The organism is Luteococcus sp. H91 (genome assembly GCF_038433135.1).
Lineage (GTDB): Bacteria > Actinomycetota > Actinomycetes > Propionibacteriales > Propionibacteriaceae > Luteococcus.
In genome coordinates this window covers 115615-136119 of sequence record NZ_JBCDMV010000002.1, presented here as the reverse complement: position 1 = coordinate 136119, position 20505 = coordinate 115615, and the positions used below count along the sequence as shown (strand labels likewise).

At 68.5% G+C, this 20505-nt stretch carries 21 protein-coding genes; 12 read left to right on the top strand and 9 right to left on the bottom strand.

Going from position 1 to position 20505, the window contains the following annotated elements; all coding sequences use genetic code 11:
- The first annotated feature begins 75 nt into the window (after positions 1–75).
- The 3 genes from AAEX57_RS01345 (at position 76) to AAEX57_RS01335 (ending at position 2355) form a co-directional block, all read left to right on the top strand.
- Complete coding sequence (locus tag AAEX57_RS01345; protein ID WP_342090435.1) at positions 76–1035, top strand: acyl-CoA thioesterase; 960 nt, start codon at positions 76–78, stop codon at positions 1033–1035.
- Between the two features lie 199 nt (positions 1036–1234).
- Positions 1235–1906, top strand: coding sequence for a membrane protein YczE (gene yczE / locus AAEX57_RS01340; protein ID WP_342090434.1), 672 nt, complete (start codon positions 1235–1237; stop codon positions 1904–1906).
- 41 nt (positions 1907–1947) lie between these two features.
- A complete protein-coding gene (locus AAEX57_RS01335) occupies positions 1948–2355 on the top strand; it encodes an HTH domain-containing protein (protein ID WP_342090433.1) in 408 nt (135 codons plus the stop codon).
- Positions 2356–2383: 28 nt separating this feature from the next.
- On the opposite strand, the gene AAEX57_RS01330 is transcribed toward AAEX57_RS01335, so the two are convergent.
- Together AAEX57_RS01330 and AAEX57_RS01325 are read right to left on the bottom strand one after the other, a co-directional pair.
- Positions 2384–2842, bottom strand: coding sequence for a dimethyladenosine transferase (locus AAEX57_RS01330; protein WP_342090432.1), 459 nt, complete (start codon positions 2840–2842; stop codon positions 2384–2386).
- Between the two features lie 45 nt (positions 2843–2887).
- On the bottom strand, positions 2888–4036 hold the full coding sequence (locus AAEX57_RS01325; RefSeq protein ID WP_342090431.1) for a hypothetical protein: 1149 nt from the start codon (positions 4034–4036) through the stop codon (positions 2888–2890).
- A gap of 181 nt (positions 4037–4217) precedes the next feature.
- On the opposite strand from AAEX57_RS01325, the gene AAEX57_RS01320 reads away from it, so the two are divergent.
- The 3 genes from AAEX57_RS01320 to AAEX57_RS01310 all read left to right on the top strand — a co-directional run bounded on the left by AAEX57_RS01320 (position 4218) and on the right by AAEX57_RS01310 (position 6205).
- Positions 4218–4871, top strand: a complete 654-nt coding sequence (locus AAEX57_RS01320; protein ID WP_342090430.1) for a response regulator — start codon at positions 4218–4220, stop codon at positions 4869–4871.
- A gap of 633 nt (positions 4872–5504) precedes the next feature.
- On the top strand, positions 5505–5735 hold the full coding sequence (locus AAEX57_RS01315; RefSeq protein WP_342090429.1) for a hypothetical protein: 231 nt from the start codon (positions 5505–5507) through the stop codon (positions 5733–5735).
- 50 nt (positions 5736–5785) lie between these two features.
- Positions 5786–6205 (top strand): ankyrin repeat domain-containing protein, encoded by a 420-nt coding sequence (locus AAEX57_RS01310; RefSeq protein WP_342090428.1) that lies wholly within the window; start codon positions 5786–5788, stop codon positions 6203–6205.
- A 111-nt stretch (positions 6206–6316) separates the two neighbouring features.
- Here AAEX57_RS01310 and bioD read toward each other — a convergent pair whose 3' ends face one another.
- Complete coding sequence (gene bioD, locus AAEX57_RS01305; protein WP_342090427.1) at positions 6317–6985, bottom strand: dethiobiotin synthase; 669 nt, start codon at positions 6983–6985, stop codon at positions 6317–6319.
- A gap of 2 nt (positions 6986–6987) precedes the next feature.
- Complete coding sequence (locus AAEX57_RS01300; protein ID WP_342090426.1) at positions 6988–8316, bottom strand: adenosylmethionine--8-amino-7-oxononanoate transaminase; 1329 nt, start codon at positions 8314–8316, stop codon at positions 6988–6990.
- 101 nt (positions 8317–8417) lie between these two features.
- Here AAEX57_RS01300 and AAEX57_RS01295 point away from each other — a divergent pair, with 101 nt between their 5' ends.
- A complete protein-coding gene (locus AAEX57_RS01295; RefSeq protein ID WP_342090425.1) occupies positions 8418–9965 on the top strand; it encodes a peptide MFS transporter in 1548 nt (515 codons plus the stop codon).
- A gap of 7 nt (positions 9966–9972) precedes the next feature.
- On the opposite strand, the gene AAEX57_RS01290 is transcribed toward AAEX57_RS01295, so the two are convergent.
- The 3 genes from AAEX57_RS01290 to AAEX57_RS01280 form a co-directional block, all read right to left on the bottom strand.
- On the bottom strand, positions 9973–10848 hold the full coding sequence (locus AAEX57_RS01290; protein ID WP_342090424.1) for an oxygenase MpaB family protein: 876 nt from the start codon (positions 10846–10848) through the stop codon (positions 9973–9975).
- Complete coding sequence (locus AAEX57_RS01285; RefSeq protein WP_342090423.1) at positions 10845–11699, bottom strand: hypothetical protein; 855 nt, start codon at positions 11697–11699, stop codon at positions 10845–10847. Before AAEX57_RS01285 ends, AAEX57_RS01290 begins: the two co-directional genes overlap by 4 nt.
- A gap of 371 nt (positions 11700–12070) precedes the next feature.
- The gene (locus AAEX57_RS01280; RefSeq protein ID WP_342090546.1) at positions 12071–12655 is read right to left on the bottom strand and encodes a MarC family protein; all 585 of its coding nucleotides are present in this window, start codon (positions 12653–12655) and stop codon (positions 12071–12073) included.
- A 211-nt stretch (positions 12656–12866) separates the two neighbouring features.
- Between AAEX57_RS01280 and AAEX57_RS01275 the strand changes: the two genes are divergently transcribed.
- From AAEX57_RS01275 to AAEX57_RS01265, 3 genes are all read left to right on the top strand, one after another.
- Positions 12867–13670: a helix-turn-helix transcriptional regulator gene (locus tag AAEX57_RS01275; RefSeq protein ID WP_342090422.1), complete on the top strand. Its 804-nt coding sequence runs from the start codon at positions 12867–12869 to the stop codon at positions 13668–13670.
- Positions 13658–15037 (top strand): extracellular solute-binding protein, encoded by a 1380-nt coding sequence (locus AAEX57_RS01270; protein ID WP_342090421.1) that lies wholly within the window; start codon positions 13658–13660, stop codon positions 15035–15037. The genes AAEX57_RS01275 and AAEX57_RS01270 overlap by 13 nt, the downstream gene beginning before the upstream one ends.
- 223 nt (positions 15038–15260) lie before the next feature.
- Positions 15261–16187 (top strand): universal stress protein, encoded by a 927-nt coding sequence (locus tag AAEX57_RS01265; protein ID WP_342090420.1) that lies wholly within the window; start codon positions 15261–15263, stop codon positions 16185–16187.
- A 61-nt stretch (positions 16188–16248) separates the two neighbouring features.
- Here AAEX57_RS01265 and AAEX57_RS01260 read toward each other — a convergent pair whose 3' ends face one another.
- On the bottom strand, positions 16249–17823 hold the full coding sequence (locus tag AAEX57_RS01260) for a helicase HerA-like domain-containing protein (RefSeq protein WP_342090419.1): 1575 nt from the start codon (positions 17821–17823) through the stop codon (positions 16249–16251).
- A 108-nt stretch (positions 17824–17931) separates the two neighbouring features.
- On the opposite strand from AAEX57_RS01260, the gene AAEX57_RS01255 reads away from it, so the two are divergent.
- Together AAEX57_RS01255 and AAEX57_RS01250 are read left to right on the top strand one after the other, a co-directional pair.
- On the top strand, positions 17932–18225 hold the full coding sequence (locus AAEX57_RS01255; protein ID WP_342090418.1) for a type II toxin-antitoxin system VapB family antitoxin: 294 nt from the start codon (positions 17932–17934) through the stop codon (positions 18223–18225).
- A 62-nt stretch (positions 18226–18287) separates the two neighbouring features.
- Positions 18288–18782 (top strand): LytR C-terminal domain-containing protein, encoded by a 495-nt coding sequence (locus AAEX57_RS01250; RefSeq protein ID WP_342090417.1) that lies wholly within the window; start codon positions 18288–18290, stop codon positions 18780–18782.
- Positions 18783–18848: 66 nt separating this feature from the next.
- Here AAEX57_RS01250 and AAEX57_RS01245 read toward each other — a convergent pair whose 3' ends face one another.
- Positions 18849–20345 carry a potassium/proton antiporter gene (locus AAEX57_RS01245; RefSeq protein WP_342090416.1) on the bottom strand — a complete coding sequence of 499 codons (1497 nt, stop codon included), beginning with the start codon at positions 20343–20345 and terminating at the stop codon, positions 18849–18851.
- Positions 20346–20505 lie beyond the last annotated feature (160 nt).

Here is a 20505-nt window from a genome sequence, read left to right as displayed (position 1 = left end):
GCGAGAAACTGTGAACTGGATCACAAGGGAGGCTGATCCGCCTCCCGGCAACGGCGCTACCCGAACGGAACTGACATGGCTGGCACGCAACGCGAAACCACTCTGCGATTCCTCGCTGCCCCGATGGAGGGCAATGAGAAGGGCCATGTGGAGGGCGGCACGGTGCTGGCCTGGATCGACAAGGCGGGCTATGCCGAGGCCGTCGCCTGGAGCGGCTCCTACTGCGTCACTGCCTATGTGGGCAATGTGCGCTTCAAGCGCCCCGTCCTGGTCGGCGAGCTGGTGGAGATCCAGGCACGGATGGTGCACACCGGGCGCAGCTCCATGCACATCGTCTGCACCGTCAGCTCCGGCAACCCGCGCACCGGCGAGCTGACCGTCACCTGCCAGTGCCTGATCATCTTCGTCGCCACCGACGGCAAGGGAAAGTCCGTCGAGGTGACCAGCTTCCAGCCCGAGACCGACTGGGAGATCGAGCAGCAGCAGATCGCCATCCGCCGGATCGAGGGCCGCAAGGAGATCGAACAGGACATGGCCCGGCAGGTCTACACCGACCAGACCGAGGCACTGCAGCGCACCCTGCGCTTCCTGGCCAAGCCCACCGACGTGAACTGGGGCGGCAAGGTGCACGGCGGCATCGCGATGGAGTGGATCGATGAGGCGGCCAACCTGGTCGCCAAGACCTGGCATCAGGGCCCGGCGATCGCCGTCTTCGCCGGTGGCGTGCGCTTCTACCGCCCGATCCACATCGGTCACCTGGTGGAGGTGGAGGCTCGGCTGATCCACACCGGCCACAGCTCCATGCACGTCAGCGTGCACGTCCGCTCCGGTGACCCGATGAAGAACGAGATGGAGACCACCACCCATTGCCTGATGGTGCTGGTGGCGCTGGACGAGACGGGCACCCGAAAGCAGCACGTGCGGTCCTGGAACCCCCGGCTACCCGAGGACCTGGCCCTCCAAGAGCACGCCAAGCGGCTGATCGACATCCGTCAGGGCTTGGCCCGCACCGCCCCGCGCGAGGTGCCGCACTAGTCCTGTCGAGACACCACCCAGCTCCACCACGTCCCAGCCTGCTCAACGAAATCGTCCCTTGTTCCACGAAGCGTCGGCCTGCGCCGGTAATGACCATGGCAGGACCGCAGCTCGAGGAGCAGGGCCACAGTTCAAGGAGCAGGGCGCGGCCCGTTGGGACGCATTGCCACGCCACCCGAGGACCGGTCAGGATGGGCGCATGACCGCCGCCCCGGAGCTGCTCAACCTGACGCCCAGACAACAGCTGCGCGCCGGGCGGATGCCCCGGCGGATCGCCCAGCTGATGATCGGGCTGTGGATCTTCGGCGCGTCCATCGCGCTGGTGCTGCGCAGCCGGCTGGGGCTGTCGCCGTGGGATGTGCTGCACGTCGGCATCGCCCGGCACCTCCCGTTGAGCATCGGCACCGTCTCGATCCTGGTCGGCGTCGTCGTGTTGCTGTCGTGGATCCCTCTGCGCCAGTGGCCGGGGCTGGGCACGGTGTTGAACATCTTCGTCGTGGGGATCGCGATCGACGTGACCCTGGCGGCCCTGCCGGGCATCACGGCAACGGGCGCGCCCGGCTGGGCGTTGCGGCTCGGGCTGCTGGCGTCGGGGATCGTACTCAACGGGCTGGCCGGCGCCATGTACATCGGCAGTCAGTTGGGTCCGGGCCCGCGCGACGGACTGATGACGTCGCTCAGCGAACGCACCGGTTGGCGAATCGGTGTGGTGCGCACCGGCATCGAGGTGACCGTGCTGGCGCTGGGCTGGCTGCTGGGCGGCCCGGTCGGGCTGGGGACGGTGGCATACGCGCTGGCGATCGGCCCGCTGGTGCAATGGATGCTGCCGTACTGGTTGGTTCGCGTCGCCGCCCCGGCCACCACCAGATGACCCCCTTCCACGGATCGCCCGATTCGGGGGAGACTGGACGGGTGAGCCGAACACCGCGTCGCCTGAACCCCAAGCCGCGCCCCACCGATCCGCGCACCACCAGCCGGCAGATCGCGCGGCAGCAGGAGGTGCTGCAGGTGTTGCTGGACCAGCGCGGCGAGCCCTTGGCGGTCGACGCCCTGGCCGAACGGCTCGGGGTCTCGGAACGCACCGTCGAGCGAGACCTGGAGAGGCTGCGCTCCGCGCGGCTCCCCCTGCGTGGCCGGGGTGGTCACGGCGGCGGGGTCTGGCTGGATGTGACCCGTAGCCGCTCACCGCTGCGACTCGACGACGACCAGGTGATGGCGCTGGTGCTCGCGCTGGACTTCCTGGACGCGGATCTGCCGGAGCGGTTGCTGCAGACCCGGGAACAATTGCGCCGCCACCTGGCCGACCCGAGTCTGTTCTGACCCGAGTCTGTTCTGACCCGGGCGTCGCTCAGTTCTCGAACAGCGCCGCCATCCGCGCCAGGGTCTGGCGCATGTTCACCTCTGTCGAGGCCGAGACGAAGCGGTTGAGCAGCGACGCCGGCCGGGCATGGGTCAGGTCGAAGGTCTCCTTGACCAGGGTGCTTCCGTCGCCCCGGTCGGTCAGCTCGTAGCGCCAGACCTGGCCGCCGAAGATCCGCTTGTCACCGCGGAAGAGGCCGGTCTGCCAGGCGATCCGTCGCCCCTCCTCGAATTCCACCACCCGGTTGCTGGAGGTGTAGCTGATCTTGTTGGTCATCCCCATCCCGAAGTCATCGCCCAGGCTCAGCCGTTCGGGGCCGGTGGCGGCGGTGCGAACCGTGTCGCTGCCGTCGAATTCGCAGTGCCGGGCGGGGTGCACCAGCATGTCGAAGATCACGTCGGGACCGGCCTGCACCACGCGCTGGACGGAATGGATGAGCTTGGCCATGAGGAACTCCTGTGGTCGACAGTGAACCCAAGCCTATGCGCCTCGTCAGCCGTGCAGCATCTTCCAGATCGACTCGAAGGACTGCAGCTCGAAGGACACCTGCTCCAGATCCTTTTCGGTCTGCTCCAGCCGGCGAGCGACGTCGTCGTGCTCCCGCCGCAGGGCTTCGAGGCGGCGTCGAGACTCCTCGGCCCGCTCGTCACGGAGCCGCTGTTCGGCCTGCGCCCGGGCCAGTTCTGCTGCCAGTTCCTCCACCCTGCCCCGCTGCGCCGTCGCGCCGGCAGCCGCCTGGTGCTCGGCCGCTTCCGCGGCGGTGAGCTCAGCGTCCAGCGTTTCCCGCCGGGAGGCTTCGGCGTCGCGGTCCGACGTGAGTTCCGCCAGCATCGCCCGCGCCGCCGCCAAGGCATCCTCCACCTCGCGCAGCTGGGGATCGCCCCGCCCCGCCACCGACGGCTCCGCCATCGGGGCCGTGGTGCTTTCGGAGGCGGCATGCGACGTCGACGCGGCCGGCGGATGGGCGTGCCGTTGCCGTGCCTCGGACAGGCTGATCACCGGGGCCAGTGGACGGTCCGCCTCGCCCGCGGGGCCGAACGGGGGTGTGGGCCGTTGGGGCACTCCCTTGACGGGGTGGGAGGGGATCACCCCGGCCGCCGGGGTCTTGCGGCGGGGTTCGGCTGGCGCGCCGGGAGTCGCGTGCTGCCCCACGCTCTCGAACAGATCCAGCGGGAAACCGGCCGCCGATTCCGGCGCCTTCACCAGACATCCCTTCAGCATCTCTGCACCCGCTTCGGGGTGGGTCAGCCCGGCCTGCAGACACACCTCCACCTCGTCCATGGTGCGCAGCGACGCCCGATGGCCATAGGTGTTCGCCAGTTTCATCGCGCTGGCGACCAACCGCAGGCACAGCAGCCCGCGTCGGCGATTCATCTCCTGGATGTCGCGCGGTGTTCCGCAGCGGTGCAACTCGGCCAGTTCCTCCCCCAGGCCGAAGAACTCCACCAGCCGATCCCGTTCGGCCCTGGCCAGCAGGTTCACCAGCCAGGCCGCCCGGGTGGGCCGACGCAGCGCCTCGATCTGTCGGGCCAGCTCCCGATCCTTGGCGGCCCTGGCCTCGCGCGCCAAGCCTTTCCGGGTGGCGACAAAGTCCTCCGGTTCTCCCGCGTAGAGCCGCTCCCGCACCGTTGCCATGTCCACCTCGCCAGCCTATGGGAGCCCGGTCCGGCCATGTCCCCGACCTCGACCATGAACTCATGGATTCGTCAAGTCCCCGTATTGGTTAAGTGACCAAAACCTGCGAGAATGGCACTGCTGTTGCACTGGCCTCGACCAAGCGCGGAACCAACCAGCTCACAGCTCCACCCCACAAGGATTGCCGATGAATGAAGACGGACCGCTGCGTCTCGCTGCCCTGGATGACCATCCGGTGGTGCTCGCGGGCCTGCAGGCAATCGAGCAGGCCAGCGCTGGGCAGTTGAAGATCGTTCACTCGGTCACCGAGCCCGATGACCTCTACCGGCTGATCGAGCGCGATCCCGTCGACGTCGCCCTGGTTGACCTGCAGTTGAAGGACGGCCTCAAGGGACCGGATGTGGTTGCCAAGCTGGACGAATTGGGCATTCCCAGCGTCGTCTACACCGCCGAGCTGCGCCCGCTGCCGATCCGACGCGCCATGGCGGCCGGCGCCCTGGGCCTGGCTCTGAAGAATGACCCGCTCGACGGCCTGATCCGCACGATCCAGGGCGCGGCGGCCCGCGAATTCGCGGTGAGCAGCCAGCTGGCCGACGTGCTGATCAAGGATCCGACGCTGACCCCCCGGCTGGCCCCGCGCGAGATCGAGGCGCTGGAACTCCTGCACCAGGGAATTCCCCGCAAGTCGGTTGGGCGCCTGATGAATCCGCCGGCCTCGGATTCCACCGTCGACACCTACCTGCGACGGGTCTCCGGCAAGTACCGGATGCTGGGGCGCACCGTGCATGGCGTGCCGGATGCCCTCAGCCACGCGGAGCGCGACGGCTACTTCGAGGTCTGAGCTCCCCCGGGAGAATCCCCCGCAAAGACAGTACGGTCGACGCGATGTGACGAATCCGAGTGGCCCCCCCGAGCCCTTCGAGCGCGACGACCAATCCCCTTCGACTCCCCCGAGCCGGAGATCGATCTGCGCAAGAAATCATCACGCCCGCTGACTGGACCCGCCATGGTGAGGTTCTCCCCGAACACTCCATGGCCACCCCCGAAGGGAAAAATCCTCTGCCAGCCGGGCCTGCACCGCGCCGACCGGGATCAAAGCTACTGGCCGAACAAAAGGCCGCCATGTCACGTGAATCGGTGACATTCCAACAGCTGAACAATTCAGCGGCCGAGGACACCCGACCCCCGGTCGCAGGAACCCAGCGCATAGGGAGCTGACTACCGCAAATGGGCCGCATGATGAATTCCGGGCGACGCCCCCGCACTCCCCACGAGGCAGACGTTCCCCTCAGCGGCACGAACTTCCCCGAAAAATGGGGACGATCCCATCCCCTCAAGCCAGTGAAATGCCCAGATCCTCCACGTCATTGGTCAGGCCAACCCTGACCAGCGCATGGCACAATCTGCCTGCTTTGGTAGACGGGTGTAGACTCTTCAATGAAAGTCCCCCCAGCGTCGAGGATGCTCCGCTGGAGTGCTCCTTGACCTCACCTTGACCATCGCCACCCCGGCCATCACCACAAGGAGTTTCGCCATCGCCATCGTCACGCCCATGAACAATCCGCAGATCCGCCATGCCCTACTGGTGCGCCCGCGCGAGCTGGAGCGCCCCACCGTGCACACCGCGACGCCGGCCCAGCCCACCCGTCGAACCCCCGAGTTCATGAAGACCGCCGGCAAGATCGCCCGCAAGATTGCCGGCTGAGAACCCTCACCCCAACGGCGGATGGAGTCCGAGCCCGGTAGCGTGGCGGCATGGCCGCCGACGAAGCTCCCACCCTGACCGACGAGCAGCTGGAACTGCTCAACGACTGCTTCGACCTGGCCCGACGCGGCGATTCCGCCCGACTGCTGGCCCTGGTGGACGCGGGAATCCCGGTGAACCTGGCCGACCACAAGGGTGACTCCCTGCTGGGACTGGCCGCCTACAACGGGCACTCCGCGCTGGTCCAGGCGCTACTGGATCGCGGCGCCGACCCGAACCGGCTCAACCAGCGCGGCCAGACGGCCCTGGCCTGTGCGCTGTTCGTGCAGGACGTCGATTCGGTCCGTTCCCTGTTGGCCGCCGGCGCCGACCCGAGTGCCGGCCACATGCACGTCTGGGAGATCGTCGACTTCTTCAACCTGGACGCGATGCGCGACCTGCTGCCGCCCAAGCCCCAGCCCACGCTGTAGTCGTGTTCAATCCCCTGGGCAAGCTCGGCGACCGTGCTTGCGTGAGCTGCTCGGGGACCACGGTTGCGTGAGGCAGGAACCCCACCACGATGGCCGTGCCTGCCGAGGCGCTCAAGCCAGGGCAAGCGGTTCGAGGTCCAAGGTGTCGGCGACCACGGCAAAGTCCTGCTGCCCAAGACAGCCCGAGCCCTCCGGCAGGCAACCCAACAGCGGAATCCCGGTCACCACCGGGAATTCGGCCAGGTTGAGCCGGGTGGCCAGATCCGGTTCGTCAGGCAGGGACCCGCCGATCAGCCCGAGCACCCGCAGCCCGCGTCGCATCGCCGCCTCCACCGTCAGCTCGGCCAGGTTGAGCGACCCCAACCCGGTGGAGGTGACCACCACCAGGGGCGCGTCAAGCTCGCGGGCCAGATCGGCCAGCGTCCAGTCGTCGGCGAGCCGCACCAGCAATCCGCCGGCACCCTCCACGAGCACCACCCGGTCATCGCCGTCGAGCCCGCGAATCCAGTCGACCACCTCGGCCAGCACGGGCTGCGGTATCCCAGCGCGACGCGCGGAGAGGTTCGGTGCCAGCGGTTCCGGGAAGCGCAGATGGTCCAGGCCTGTGACGCCCGTGAGGCGCTCGACGGTACTGGCGTCGCCCTGACCAGCGGGTTCACCGGTCTGCACCGGTTTGACCGGCACGACGGTGCGCCCGCCCCGGCTGAGCTTGCTGACCAGCGCGGCGGTGGCGATGGTCTTGCCGACGTCGGTATTGGTACCGGTGATGACGATGATCATGGTCAACTCCCCTGGGTGGTGCGGGCGGTCAGGCTGGCCTGGACGGCGGCCCGGACCCCGCGACAGATCCGGGCCACCTGGTCCGTGGTGGAGATGAAGGGCGGCATGCAGTAGACCAGCCGCCCGAAGGGCCGCAGCCACACCCCCTCGGCGACGGCGGCGTCGGTGGCGGCTCGCAGGTCGGCGTCATCAACCAGTTCCACGACGCCGATCGCCCCGAGCACCCGCACGTCTGCCACCCCGTCCAACTCGGCCAGGGGCTCCAATCCGGCGCGCAGTTCCGCCTCGATCCGCGGCACGCTGGTGCGCCACTGCCCCTGGGTGATCAGCTCCAGCGAGGCCCGGGCCACGGCGCAGGCCAGCGGATTGGCCATGAAGGTGGGGCCGTGCATCAGCGCACCGCCACCGCCGGGCGTGCCGATCACCCGGGCGATCTCGTCGGTGGTCAGGGTCGCGGCCAGGGTCATGAAACCCCCAGTGAGCGCCTTGCCGACGCACAGGATGTCGGGCGTGACCCCGGCGGCACTCGTGGTGAACAGTTCCCCGGTGCGCCCAAAACCGGTGGCGATCTCGTCGGCGATCATCACCAGGCCGTGTCGATGGCAGATCTGCCGCACCCCGGCGACGAGTTCGGCGTCGTGGAAGCGCATCCCGCCGGCCCCCTGCACCACCGGTTCGATGATGATCGCGGCGATGTCGTCGGCCACCAACGCCTCCAGCTCGCGCAGGTAGGCCTCCCGGGTGGAGGGATCGCTGCCGCGCACCGGTGGCGGCGGCGCAAAGACCTGCTGGGCAAGGGTTCCGGCCCACAGCGAGTGCATCCCGCCGTCGGGGTCGCAGACGCTCATGGCGGCAAAGGTGTCGCCGTGGTAGCCCGAGCGCCACGTCAGCAGCCGACGCCGCTCAGGATGCCCCAGCCCGCGCTGGTACTGCAGCGCCATCTTGATCGCCACCTCGACGCTGATCGAGCCGGAGTCGGAGAAGAAGACCCTGGTCAGCGGCTCGTCGGTGAGTTCCACCAGCAGCCGGGCCAGCTCGACGGCTGGCTCGTGAGTGAGGCCGCCGAACATCACATGGCTCATCCGGGCGATCTGCGCCTGCGCGGCGGCGGTGATCCGCGGGTGCGAGTGCCCGTGACAAGCGGCCCACCAGGAACTCATCGCGTCGATGAGTTCTCGGCCGTCGACGGTGTTCAACCACACCCCGTGCGCCTCGGCGATCGGCAGCGGATCCATCGTCGTCGGCGACGGGCTGTAGGGGTGCCAGACGTGCGCCCGATCCAGCTCCACCAGCCGCTCCGCCAGCCGATCCCCCAGTTGTGCAGCCTGCATTGCCAGCACAGCCCCTCCGCTCCCGACGTGAGAATTGAACACTGTTCAAGATAGCGGAACGGAGGTGCTCGCACTCCGCATTCGTCGGGCACCATGAATCCATGAGTCCACTTGAACAGCGTTCAATGCCCGTCGCGGAGACCGGTCGCCCACCGCTCGCGATGCCCGCCGCCGTCGGCGTGGAGATGTGGGAGCGCTTCAGCTTCTACGGGATGCAGGCGATCATGGCCTACTACCTGTACCACCAGGCCAGCGAGGGTGGGCTGGGCATTGACCGGGCGCAGGCCACCGCGCTGATGGGCGCCTATGGTGCGGCGGTCTACCTGTGCACGCTGGCCGGCGGCTGGCTGGCCGATCGGCTGCTGGGTGCGGAACGGACCCTGTTCACCGGCGCTCTCACCCTGGTGGCCGGCCACCTCGCGCTCAGCCTGCTGCCCGGCGGCTGGGGCGTGGCGACGGGTCTGGTGCTGGTGGCGATGGGTTCCGGCGCGCTGAAGACCGCGGCGATCACCGTGCTCGGCCACGCCTACCCGGGCGGTGACGATGCCCGGCGCGATGCCGGCTTCCAGCTCTTCTATCTGGGGATCAATGTCGGCGCGCTCTTCGGGCCGCTGCTGACCGGCTGGCTCTCTGCCCGGCACGGTTTCGGGGTGGGTTTCGGGGCGGCCGCGGCGCTGATGGTGATTGGCCTGCTGAACTACCTGGCGCTGCGCCGCCGCTACCTGGCCGAGCTGGGGCCGCGGGCCGCCGACGCGCTGCAGCGGCCGGGCAATCCGCTGCCGATTCGCAGCGCCGTCGCCCCGATTGGCATCGTGCTGACCGCCTGCGCCCTGATCGCCCTGCTGGTCACCACCGGCCGGCTGGCGCTCGGCAATCTGGCGACGCTGCTGCTGGTGGTGATCCTGGCCGCGGCCGTCGGGCTCTTCGTGCAGATGCTCGGTTCGCCGCGGGTCAGCACCGCGGAACGTGCGCGGGTGCGGGCCTTCATTCCCCTGTTCATCGCGTCGAGCACCTTCTGGTCGGTGCTGAACCAGACCTATGGCGTCTTCGCGGTCTACTCCGACGTCCGGCTGGATCGCCACCTGGGTGGCTTCGAGATGCCGGCCGCATGGACGCAGTCCTTCAACCCGGCCTACATCCTGCTGCTGAGTCTGCCGATGGCGCTGCTGTGGACCCGGCTGGGCCAGCGCGGCCCGTGTTCGGCCACCAAGATGTGCCTCGGCGTGGTGATCTCCGGCTGCGGCATGTTGGTGCTGCTGCCCTTCGCCGCTCAGGGCGCCGCCTCGACGCCGGTGCTGGCCCTGGCCGCGGCGGTGCTGGTGATCACCCTGGGCGAGCTGCTGGTGGGCCCGGTGGGCATGTCTGCGACCACCGCCCACGCCCCGGCCGCCTTCCGCACCCGCTTCTCCGCGCTCTACTTCCTGTCGATGGCGCTGGGCACCTCCCTGGCCGGGGTGCTGAGCCGCTGGTACAACCCGCAGAATGCGGCCGCCGAACGGCGCTACTTCCTGGCCTGCGGGCTGGGCGCGATCGCGATCGGGCTGGCCACCCTGCAATTCTCGCGGGCAAGATCGAGGGTTGAGGCTTCCAAAGTCCTCGGGGCACCGCCCGGCCGGCCAGAATCGCAGCCCGCGGAGCTGCCGGCCTGAGCTGCTGTCAGCCTGCACGCATCGGACGGTTGTGCTGGCCGTCGGGATTGACCAGCGCCCACCCCACCAGTCGGGTCGCGCCCGCGCCGAGGCCGGACTGCACCGCGACCGCGCACCGGTCCACCGGCAGGCCCAGCATCACCTTGGCCCAGCGCGGCAGCAAGGCCTTGCCGCCGGCGATCACCATCCGGTAGCCCGGCTTGGCGACGGCAGGCAGCGGCGGCCGGTGGGTGAGGAAGTCCACCACCTCCAGCGCGTCGGGCGTGCAGGCCAGCTCGGGCCGGAAATTGGTCAGTTGGGACTCCAGCTCGGCAACGGTGCGCGGCAGGCCCGTGGCACCCAGCCGTTCGCCACCTTGCGCGGCCTGGGCGACGTACTCATCCGCCTCCGCTGGGGTCAGGCGGCCCCGGCCCCAGCGTTGATAGGCGGCAAGGAAGCTCCAGGTCTCCGCGTCGTGCACCCAACGCAGCAACCGGGGATCACCCGCCCAGTAGGAGCCGCCGAAGGCGTCGGTGCCGCGGACGTGTTCATGGACGGCCCGCACCCGGGCAAATTGACGTTCGGCGTCGGGGATGGGTGCGTAGGTGGTGACCGCAATGTGGTTGCTGATCCGCTGCAGCCGCCCCCAAGGATCGGACTGGTAGTTGTCGTGCTGGGCGACGGCGGCCATCGGCCCGGGGTGCAGGGACTGCAGGAAGAGCGCACACACCCCGCCCGCATACATCGACGGATCCTGGTTGACCCGCCAGATCACGTCGTCCTCGCTGAACCAACGCTCCCCCTCAACGCCCCAGATCCGCCAGGCGCGCTCGGCGGCATCGGGGCCGGCCACCTTGTCCCGCAGGAATTGGGCCAGTCGCTCACGGGCTGCCAGCTGCGTCATCGTCGTTCGTCCTCTCGCGTCCTTCGACGCTCATCCAGTACTGCACCAGCCACAGCGGCCAGCACCACCACCGCCGTAACCCCCATCAGCCACAGCGAAAGCACCATCGCCACCCCGATCGGCCCGTAGTAGGCGGCCTGCTCCACCAGTTGCTCGGGCATCAGCCATGCCGACGCCATCGCCGCGCCGGCGATTCCCAGGCCACTGAGCACCGATCCGGGCGCGAGCCGACGCCAGCTGATCTGCCCGCCCAGCAGCAGGTGCTGGGTCCACCAATAGAAGAACAGCGCCGCCACCCCCTCAATCAGCGCCGCGAAGAGCCAGGAGTGGTTTCGGCCACCGAGCAGGTGGTGCATCTCCCGACCCGCCATCATGGCCAGCGTCAGGCAAGGCACCGCGGACAGCACCCAGACCGCCTGCCGCCACCAGCGGGAACGTGGTGGCTGGGTGACCCCCCAGACGGCCTCCAGCATTGACTGGGTGGTGGCGGCCAGGCCCGTGAGGAAGATCACCGCCCAGCCGAATTCCAGCAGCAGCGAGCCCAGACCCACCCGGGCCCGGGTGAAGAAGAGGCCCATCAGGGCCTGGCGGCTGGGCTCGTCAAGTTGCAGCAGATCGGAGATCAGGCCCACCACCCCGCCGGCGTGGAAGCGTCGCAGCAGGGCGGAGACGGCCAGCAGCAGCGGCACGGTGCACATCACCTGCTGGGCGGCCAGGGCAAGGGTGTGGGTGGCCAGATCCACCTCGTCGAAGCGACGAAGGGTGTGCCCGATCCAGGTGCGACGCCCGCGCGCGGTGAGCCCGGCGGTGGTGCGCCGCAGTTGCTGGACTCGAGGGAGGGGGACGCTCACGCACACCAGTTTGCTCCGGGGGCTGGGCAAAGGCCAGCAGGGGTGTTGGAGGTTCCGGTTCCCCCGACGGGCTCCCATCCCTAACCGGCCAACCTCCCAGGTTGGGCAGCCCTCGGCCACGCTGCCATCCGCAGGCTCTGGTCCGTGTGCACGATCGGCCGCGCAGAAGGTGCGGGTGACACCCGACCTGCCCGGCGTGCTTGCCCCTCCCGGGGCCCTGGTCGCCATCGCTGACGCCCACTCGGATCCACCCCGATCCGAAACTCCGATCGTGCTGACTGCCGGGTCAAGTCTGCCCTGTCACCCCTTGCCGCCCGCCATTGGGAGGGCTCTTCTCAGTCATCCAACAGATTCACCCGCGAGCCGCCCGCTCAGCCCAGCTCAAAGAACTCCCGAATGCCGGTGAAGATCATCTGGGTGCTGATCAGCACCAGGATCATCCCCATCAGGCGCTCCAGCGCCAGCAGCACCCGCTCGCCCAGGATCCGCTCCAGGTAGCCGGACATGAACAGGATGACGGCAGACATTGCCCAGGCCGCCAGCACGGCGCCCAGCCAGGTCATCCATCGGCCCGGATCCTGACTCATCAGCAGGATCTCCGTGGCCAACAGCGACGGTCCGGCCGTGTAAGGAATCGCCAGCGGTACGATGAAGGGCTCGGCGGCCAGGCTCACCTCTTCCAGCGTCGTCTCTGGCGACGGAAAGACCATCCGCACCGCGATCAGCATCAGGATGATGCCGCCGGCGGCGGTCAACGCCTCCCGGGAGACCTGCAGCGCGCTCAGCAGGCCCTGGCCGGCGAAGAGGAAGGCCACCATGATCACCAGGGCGATCAGCAGCTCACGCGCGATCACCCACTGCCGCCGTTCCTTGGCCACCTTCTTCAGCGAGGTCATGAAGAACGGAATGTTGCCCAGCGGATCCATCACCAGGAAGAGCAACGTGATTGCCTGCATCAAGCTCACTGCCACCCCTCCCTTCAAGGAAAACTCTTGCCATTCTCGCCAACCGACGCAAGAACCACGCCCGACTGGCGCAGACGATGAATATTATCGTCGAAGTGTGTCGGGAAACGAAAATCGCCGGGAGGTCGCCATGCGAAGCCTTTGCCCGTCCCACCCGGCGAGGCCATATCGCTGCCCCGAAGAATCGTGTCACGATGAAGAGGTGGATGGTTTCGGACAGGCATTGCGTCGGCAACGGCAGGCCGCCGGAATGCGCCAACAGGATCTGGTGGAGGCGCTCGACCATGTGATCGCGCGATCCACCCTGGCCAATGTGGAGGTGGGACGGGAGAACCCGTCGGCCAGGCTGTGGCGAGCGATCGAGGTGCACCTGCCGGACTGGGTGGCACCGCTGGAACCGTGGTTCGCCGCCGTGCACCGTCCGGCCGGGGACCCACCGTTCGAGATCTCCGGCAACTACGAGATCCTGGCAGCCACCTATGCCTACACCTTCCGCGACCATCGCGCCCCGGAGGAGATCATCCAGGTGCGCCAGGTCCGCTCCCTGAGCGACGGCAACGACGGCTACGGCCTGCAGCTGGGAAACCAGTCCGGAAATTTCGACCTGGACAGCGAGGCGTTGTGGGGCGGCTGGATCGAGAAGCACGAGCGTCATCAGGAGGACGGGATCAGCACGCTGCTCACCCGCTTCCACTTCGACCGTTCCCTGCGGCGCGGCGAGGTGCACGAGTTCGCCGTGCGCAGCTGGGTCCGGGAGGACGAACCGGACACCGCCGTCACGGTGCGCTTCACGCGCCCCACCCGCAATGTGCAGCTGGCGCTCAACTTCCTTGGCCCGCGACCCGAGGCCGTCTGGATCTTCGCCCAACACAACGTCGGTGACCCACGAGCGGAAGGGCCCCGGCACCGCGACGACATCATCACGCCACTGCCGAACGGCACCTGCACGATGCGCATCGCGAAGCCGGAGCTGGGCCGGAACTTCGGGATTGCGTGGCGCTGGTGATCCGCCGACGCCAGCTCCTGCAGGCCGTCGGGCTGGCCGCGGCCGGCTCCGCCCTGACCGGTTGCGACAGCACCCCCAGCACGCCGGGCAGCAGCCCGTCGCAGAGCCCCAGCGCCACCAGCCGTTCCCCCGAACCGGTGACCAACGGAACCGACGTGGAATTGTGGGCCGATGACAGCCGCTATCCGGTCAGTTGGGCCGAGCAGCTCTCCCGGCTGGCCAGCGAGCAGACCACCGCGCTGCGCACCCAGGTCAACTCAACCAGCGAGCTGGCCGCCGCCCTGGCAACCCGGTTCAGCGAGGGCAGGCCCCCCTCCCTGGTCTTCAACGGCGGCTCCGACGAACTGTCGGTCGGCCAGCTGACCCAGCACCTGGTGGACCTGACCTCGCTGGCCGGATCGGCCTCCACCGCCGAGGGCAACACCCCGATCGGCTCGCTGCTGCGCCCCGGAACCCTGGCCGCCGGCACCGTCGGCAAGCGGCTGGTCGCCATTCCCTACGTCTACACCGTGCACGGTCTGTGGTACTCCGCCGAGCTGTTCGGCGAGCAGGGCTGGCGCGCCCCCACCAGCTGGCCCGAACTGATGACCCTGGGCGAACGCGCCCAGCGGGACAAGCGCTTTCTCTTCTGCTGGGGACGCGACGGCGCCACCGCCTACCTTCGGATGGCCCTGTCGATGGCCGCCAAGCAGAGCGGACCGGAGGTCCTGCAGGCCCTGGAGCACTTGGAGCCCAAGGCCTGGAGCCAGCCGGCGGTGCAGGCGTCGCTGACCGCGGTGCAGGAGGCGGTCCGGGCCGGCTACGTGAAACCCGGCGGCTCGCAGCGGTCCTGGCGCAGTGCGATGGCCGCGTGGGCCAGCGACCGCAGCGTGCTGCTGGTGCCCTGCGGCTCCTGGATCGGCGCGCAGATCGCCCCTGGCAACGACTTCGAACTCTCCGTGGCCCCGGATCCGGTGCTTGACGGAAAGGCCAAGCTGCCCGCCGCCGCGTTGCACGCCGGCCCCGACGAGGGCTTTCTGGCGCCCGCCGCGGCCACCAATCCGGAAGCGGGCAAGGCCCTGCTCCGCGTTGCCCTGGGACGCGCCGCGGCCAGCCACTTCGCCCAGACGAACCAGGTGATCCCCACCCGCACCGATGCCCTGCCGGCCATCCCCGGGCCGGTGCTGACCCAACAGCTGGATCTGGTGCGCGCCGCGGGTGAAGACGTCTTCAGCTGGCGCTTCATCAGCCACCACGGCACCAACCACGATCACCAAGTGCTCTGGAACAGCTTCCTGGAGGGGACAATGGATGTGGCGACGCTGACCCGGGAGTCGCAGCGAATCTCCGATCTGGTGGCTGCCGATCCGGCCCAGGCCCGCCTGTAGGCCCCGGGGGCACCGCGGTCACGGTTCAGAGAGCATGGCCCGACGCAGGTACTGACCGGCTCATCGCAAGACCGTCGCAGCAGGCAGCTTCGACGCGTCCATCCCCACCGGCAGTTGGGGTGAATTTCTCCAATTCTCAGCGCTTTTCCTTCGCTCACTAGGTAGAATGCTGGTGAGGGCGTCGCCCGGTGCACGCCCCGCTGGACGCAAAGGAGCGTGCGCCATGAGCGTTGTTGACCACACCGGACGAGTCGTGGTGGGCGTCGACGGCTCCGGCCAGTCGGCCGTCGCCACCGAATGGGCTGCCCACCGTGCCGAGCAACTGGGGCTGGGACTGACACTGCTGCTGGCCACCCCGCCGCTGCAGATCCCCACCTCGCGGGGAAGGATGATGCGGCAAAATGCCACCGACTTCGCCGAGCGCATCGTGGCCGGGGCCCGGGAACGGCTGGATGCCGCGGCCCACGAGGTGAGCGCCGCGCACCCGGGGCTGGACATCGTCGCCCTGCTGCTGGAGGATTCCGAACCCGCCCTGGCCATGGTGCAGGCCAGCGAGACGGCCATGCTGACCGTGGTGGGCACCCGCGGGTTGGGCGCGATCAAGGCGATGGCCCTGGGCTCGGTCTCCCGTCACCTGATCACCCACGCCCACTGCCCCGTCGTGGTGGTCCCGGAGACGGGCATGGCCCGCGACGAGCGCGCCGCCGGCACGATTGCGGTGGGCGTCGACGACGCCACTCATTCGACGGCCACGCTGCACGCCGCGATCGAGGAGGCACAGCGTGTCGGCGGACGGCTGCTGGCGATCCACTCCTGGGAGTACAGCCCCACCGTGGTGGAGGGGATGCCCGCGATGGATTCGGAGCTCTTCGAGACCGTGCAGCACACCTATGAGCAGGATCTGGCGGAACTGGTCCGCACCCAGGTGGGCGAGAATCCGTCCTTCGAGGTGGAGGTCCGAGTCACGTTGGGCCATGCCGGCGAGGTGCTGGTGAATGCCTCCCACGAGTCGGAGCTGCTGGTGGTCGGTTCGCGTGGTCGCAGCGGTCTGGGCGGTCTGTTGCTCGGCTCGACGGCAGCCCACGTCGCCCGGACGTCAATCTGCCCCGTGCTGGTGCTCCCGAACAAGAAATTGCTCGCCAAACACTGAGCCCGGTCCGCCGAGGCCCACCCAGGCCCCCTCGCCAAGCTCGGGTGGGCTCCCGGCCACGTCAGCGGCGCCGGGTGCCGAAGACCGAACGGACGATCTCCCGGCCGGCGGAGCGGGCGAACTGCTTGAAGACGCTCGAACCCACCACCTGCTGCACGATCCCCTTCTCTTCCCGGCCCCGGCCACGCGGGGCGCTGGCCCGCTCGGCGGTGGCCTGCGCCTTGTCCAGCTTCGCCTGCTCCTTGGCCGCGGCCTCCGCGGCGGCGGCATCGGCCGCGGCCTGGATCTTGCCCGCCAGGATCTCGTGCGCCGATTCCCGGTTCACCACGGTGCCGTACTTGGCCTGCAGCGGACTGGCCGCGACGGTTGCCTCCAACTGGGCGTCGGGGGTGGGCGCCATCAGCGACTGCGGCGCGCGCATCCTGGTCCAGGCGACCGGCGTCGGGGCACCGTCGGGATCCATCACGGTGACGATCGCCTCGCCGATCCCCAACTGCTGCAGGGTTTCGGCCAGGTCATAATGTGACTTCGGGAAGGTGGCGACGGTCTGCTTGAGCGCCTTCGCGTCATTCGGGGTGTGGGCGCGCAGCTGGTGCTGCACCCGCGAACCCAGCTGGGCCAGCACGTCATCCGGTACGTCCTTGGGGGTCTGGGTGACGAAGAAGACACCGACACCCTTGGAGCGGATCAGTCGCACGGTCTGGGCGATCGCATCCAGGAAGGCCTTGGAGGCGCCGTCGAAGAGCAGGTGTGCCTCGTCGAAGAAGAAGACCAGGTTGGGCTTGTCCACGTCGCCCACCTCGGGCAGGTCGTGGAAGAGATCGGCCAGCAGCCACATCAGGAAGGTGCTGAACAGCGCCGGACGGTCCACCAGGTTGGGCAGTTCCAGCAGGCTGATGATGCCCCGGCCGTCGGGGGCGATCTGCAGCAGATCCTTGGTCTCGAATTCCGGCTCCCCGAAGAACTCGTCGGCGCCCTGGTCAGCCAGGGTGATGATGTTGCGCAGGATCACCCCGACGGTGGTCGACGACAGCCCGCCGATGGTCTTCAGCTCCGCCTTGCCCTCGTCGCTGGTCAGGTAGGTGAGCAGCGTCTGCAGATCAGCCAGGTCCAACAGCGCCAGCCCCTTGGAATCGGCGTAGTGGAAAACCAGACCGAGCGAACTCTCCTGGGTCTCGTTCAGCCCCAGCACCTTGCTCAGCAGGATCGGGCCGAAGCTGGTCACCGTCGCGCGCAGCGGCACGCCATGCCCCTCGCCGCCCAACGAGTAGAACTCGACGGGATTCGCGACGCCCTGCCACTCCTGCCCGATCGCCTGGGTGCGCTGCAGCAGCTTCTCCGAGCTCTGGCCGGCGCTGGCCAGACCGGACAGGTCACCCTTGATGTCTGCGGCGAAGACCGGCACGCCGGCATTGCTGATCTGCTCGGCCATCAACTGCAGGGTCTTGGTCTTGCCGGTGCCGGTGGCGCCGGCCACCAGGCCGTGCCGGTTGAGCATGCTCAGGGGGATGCGAACCTTCGCCTCGGGGACGGGTTGTCCGTCGTCCGCCAGAACGCCCAAATCAATGGCTGCCTCATCGAAGGTGTAGCCCGTGGTGATGGTCTCGACGGGGTTGCTCGCTGCTGCATCAGTCATGCCCCCAAGCGTGGCACATGCCTGTGACAATTCCTGCGCGGACCAGCCGAAACTGGTCAATGGCGTGGGGCAGTGCCCGCTGACGGCCCGGCCGGATAAGCTCAAGTGGTGATCTTCAAGCGAGTTGGCGAATCCCGTCCCTATCCGGATCATGGCTATGTGCAGAAGCAGTGGGCTGCCATCGCCCCCCACCAAGTGCGCCTGGACGAGCTGGTCACCACCAAGCGAACCCTGGATCTCGAGGCTCTGCTGGAGGAGGATTCCACCTTCTATGGCGACCTCTTTGCCCACGTCGTGAGCTACCGCGGAGAGCTCTATCTTGAGGACGGTCTGCACCGAGCGCTGCGCGCCGCGCTGCAACAACGACAGACGATGCATGCCCGAGTGCTGGAACTCAAGTAGGATTTCCTCTGGAATTCACTGACCTTTCGACGACAGGAGCAACAGTGCAGCGGTATGTGCGCATGTTCGGCACGCCAATCACACTGCTGGTGCTGCTCGGCATCCTGTTCTTCGGAGCCCGCTGGGGGTACAAGAACGTGGTTGCCCCCGCGCCGCCCGCACCCTTGATCCCGTGCACGGAGCAGAGCGTGGGCAAGGCGCTGACCACCGGTCACGTCAGCGTGAAGATCTTCAACGGCGGCACCAAGGCCGGGCTGGCCAGTACCGTCGCCACCCGGATGAAGGCCGCCGGTTTCAAGGTGATCAAGACCGGCAATACCGGCATCGAGGTGAGCACCACCCAGATCATCGGCGCCGACGTGAACAATCCCGAGGTGAAGCTGGTCTCCGGCTTCTTCAAGGGTGCCGAGGTGAAGGCCGACGGACGCGCCGACCACACCGTCGAGGTGCTGGTGGGCAACAAGGAGACCGGTTTCAACGCAAAGGCCCCGTCCTCGATCGCGGTGGACACCCCGACGGTGTGCCTGCCCGCGCCGATCGCCACGCCCGCGCGCTGAGCCCAGCACCACCCCATCAAACCAACGAAGGCCGCGCCCGTCGAGCCCTCCTGGCCGCTGCGCTGATCAGGCGCGGACGTCATTCCAGCGGGCCAGCCGGCCACCCCGACCGATCTCGGTCATCCGTCGCTCCACCTCGGCCCGATGGTGTTCGGGGGTGACGATCAACAATTCATCGCCGATGTAGAGCCGGGTGTCACCGTGTGGCGCAAAGGAGCGCTCCCCGCGGATGATCAGCGAGACCACCGCATTGCGCGGCATCCGCAGCTCCCGCACCTGCACGCCGGAGAGCAGCGATCCGTCGGGAATCCTGATCTGCAACAGATCCGCGGCGATCTTGTCCAACGGCGCGGCCTCGATGTCCACATCGCGGGCGGCATTGGGATCGGCCAGCCCCAGCTTGCGGCCCACCCACGGCAGCGTCGGGCCCTGCAAGCTGGTGAAGACGATCACGAAGACCAGCACGATGTCGAAGAGCAGGTCCGCATTGGGCACCCGGGCCGACATCGGCACCGTCGCCAGGATGATCGGTACCGCGCCGCGCAACCCGGCCCAGGAGATGAACAGTTGTTCCTTCAGCGAGATCCGGAACCAGCTCAGTGAACTGAAGACCGACGCGGGGCGGGCGACGAAGGTGAGGAAGAGCCCGGCCAGGATGCCCGACCAGACGGCGTGCTGGCTGATCCGCCCGGGATTGGCCAGGAGACCCAGCATCACGAACAGTCCGATCTGGGCGATCCAGCCGATCCCCTCCGCGAAGGATCGGGTAGCGTGCCGGTGCGGCAGCTTGCCATTGCCCAGCACCACGGCGCAGACATAGACGGCGGCGAAGCCGGAGACGTGCAGCCCGACGCCGGCGCCATAGGTGGCCACCGCCCAGGCCATCGCAGCCAGCGGGTAGAGCCCCGACGAGGGCAGGGCGATCCGACGCAGCACCGCGACACCCGCCAGGCCCAGCACGATCCCCAACAGCACGCCGCCGGCCAGTTCCCCCGCCACCAGCGCGGCCAGCCCCCAGGTTCCCCCCTGCGGCGCGTGCCCCAGGGCCAGCTGGGAGGCCGCCCCCACCAGGAGCACCGTCGGGGCATCGTTCAGGCCGGATTCGGCCTCCAACACGGCCCGCACCCGGCTGGGCAGCGGCACCCCCCGCAGCACCGCGAAGACCGCCGCGGAATCGGTGGGAGCGGTGACCGCGCCCAGCAGCAGGGCCACCGCCCACGGCAGCAGCAGCACATAGTGACCGAATAAGGTCATCAACCCGATGCTCACCCCAATGCCCAGGGTGGCCAGCAGGCCGGCGGCGCCAATGGCAGGGCGGATATTGGCCCACTTCGTCGTGAAGCCGCCCTCGACCAGGATCAGGACCAGCGCGGCGAAGCCCAGGCCGTGCGCCAGATCGGCGTCGTTGAAGGCGTAGCCCAGGCCGCTGTTGCCCATCGCCATGCCCAGGAAGAGGAAGAGCAGCAGGGCGGGCAAACCCAACCGGGAGCCCAGCCGGGCCGCGAAGACCGCCACCAGGGAGACGACCGAACCCACCAGCAGGGCGAAGTCGATCGGCGGCATGGGGCCATTCTTCCAGAGCCGACAAGCCCAGCGGCGGGCTGGACATTCACTGGTCATTGGCCCCAAATTCATCATCAACTTCTTTCCCGGCCCATTCGTCCCCCATACTGGAGGCGTTGCCTGTCTGATGACGGCAGGGCCAGGGCGTCACGGCTGACGG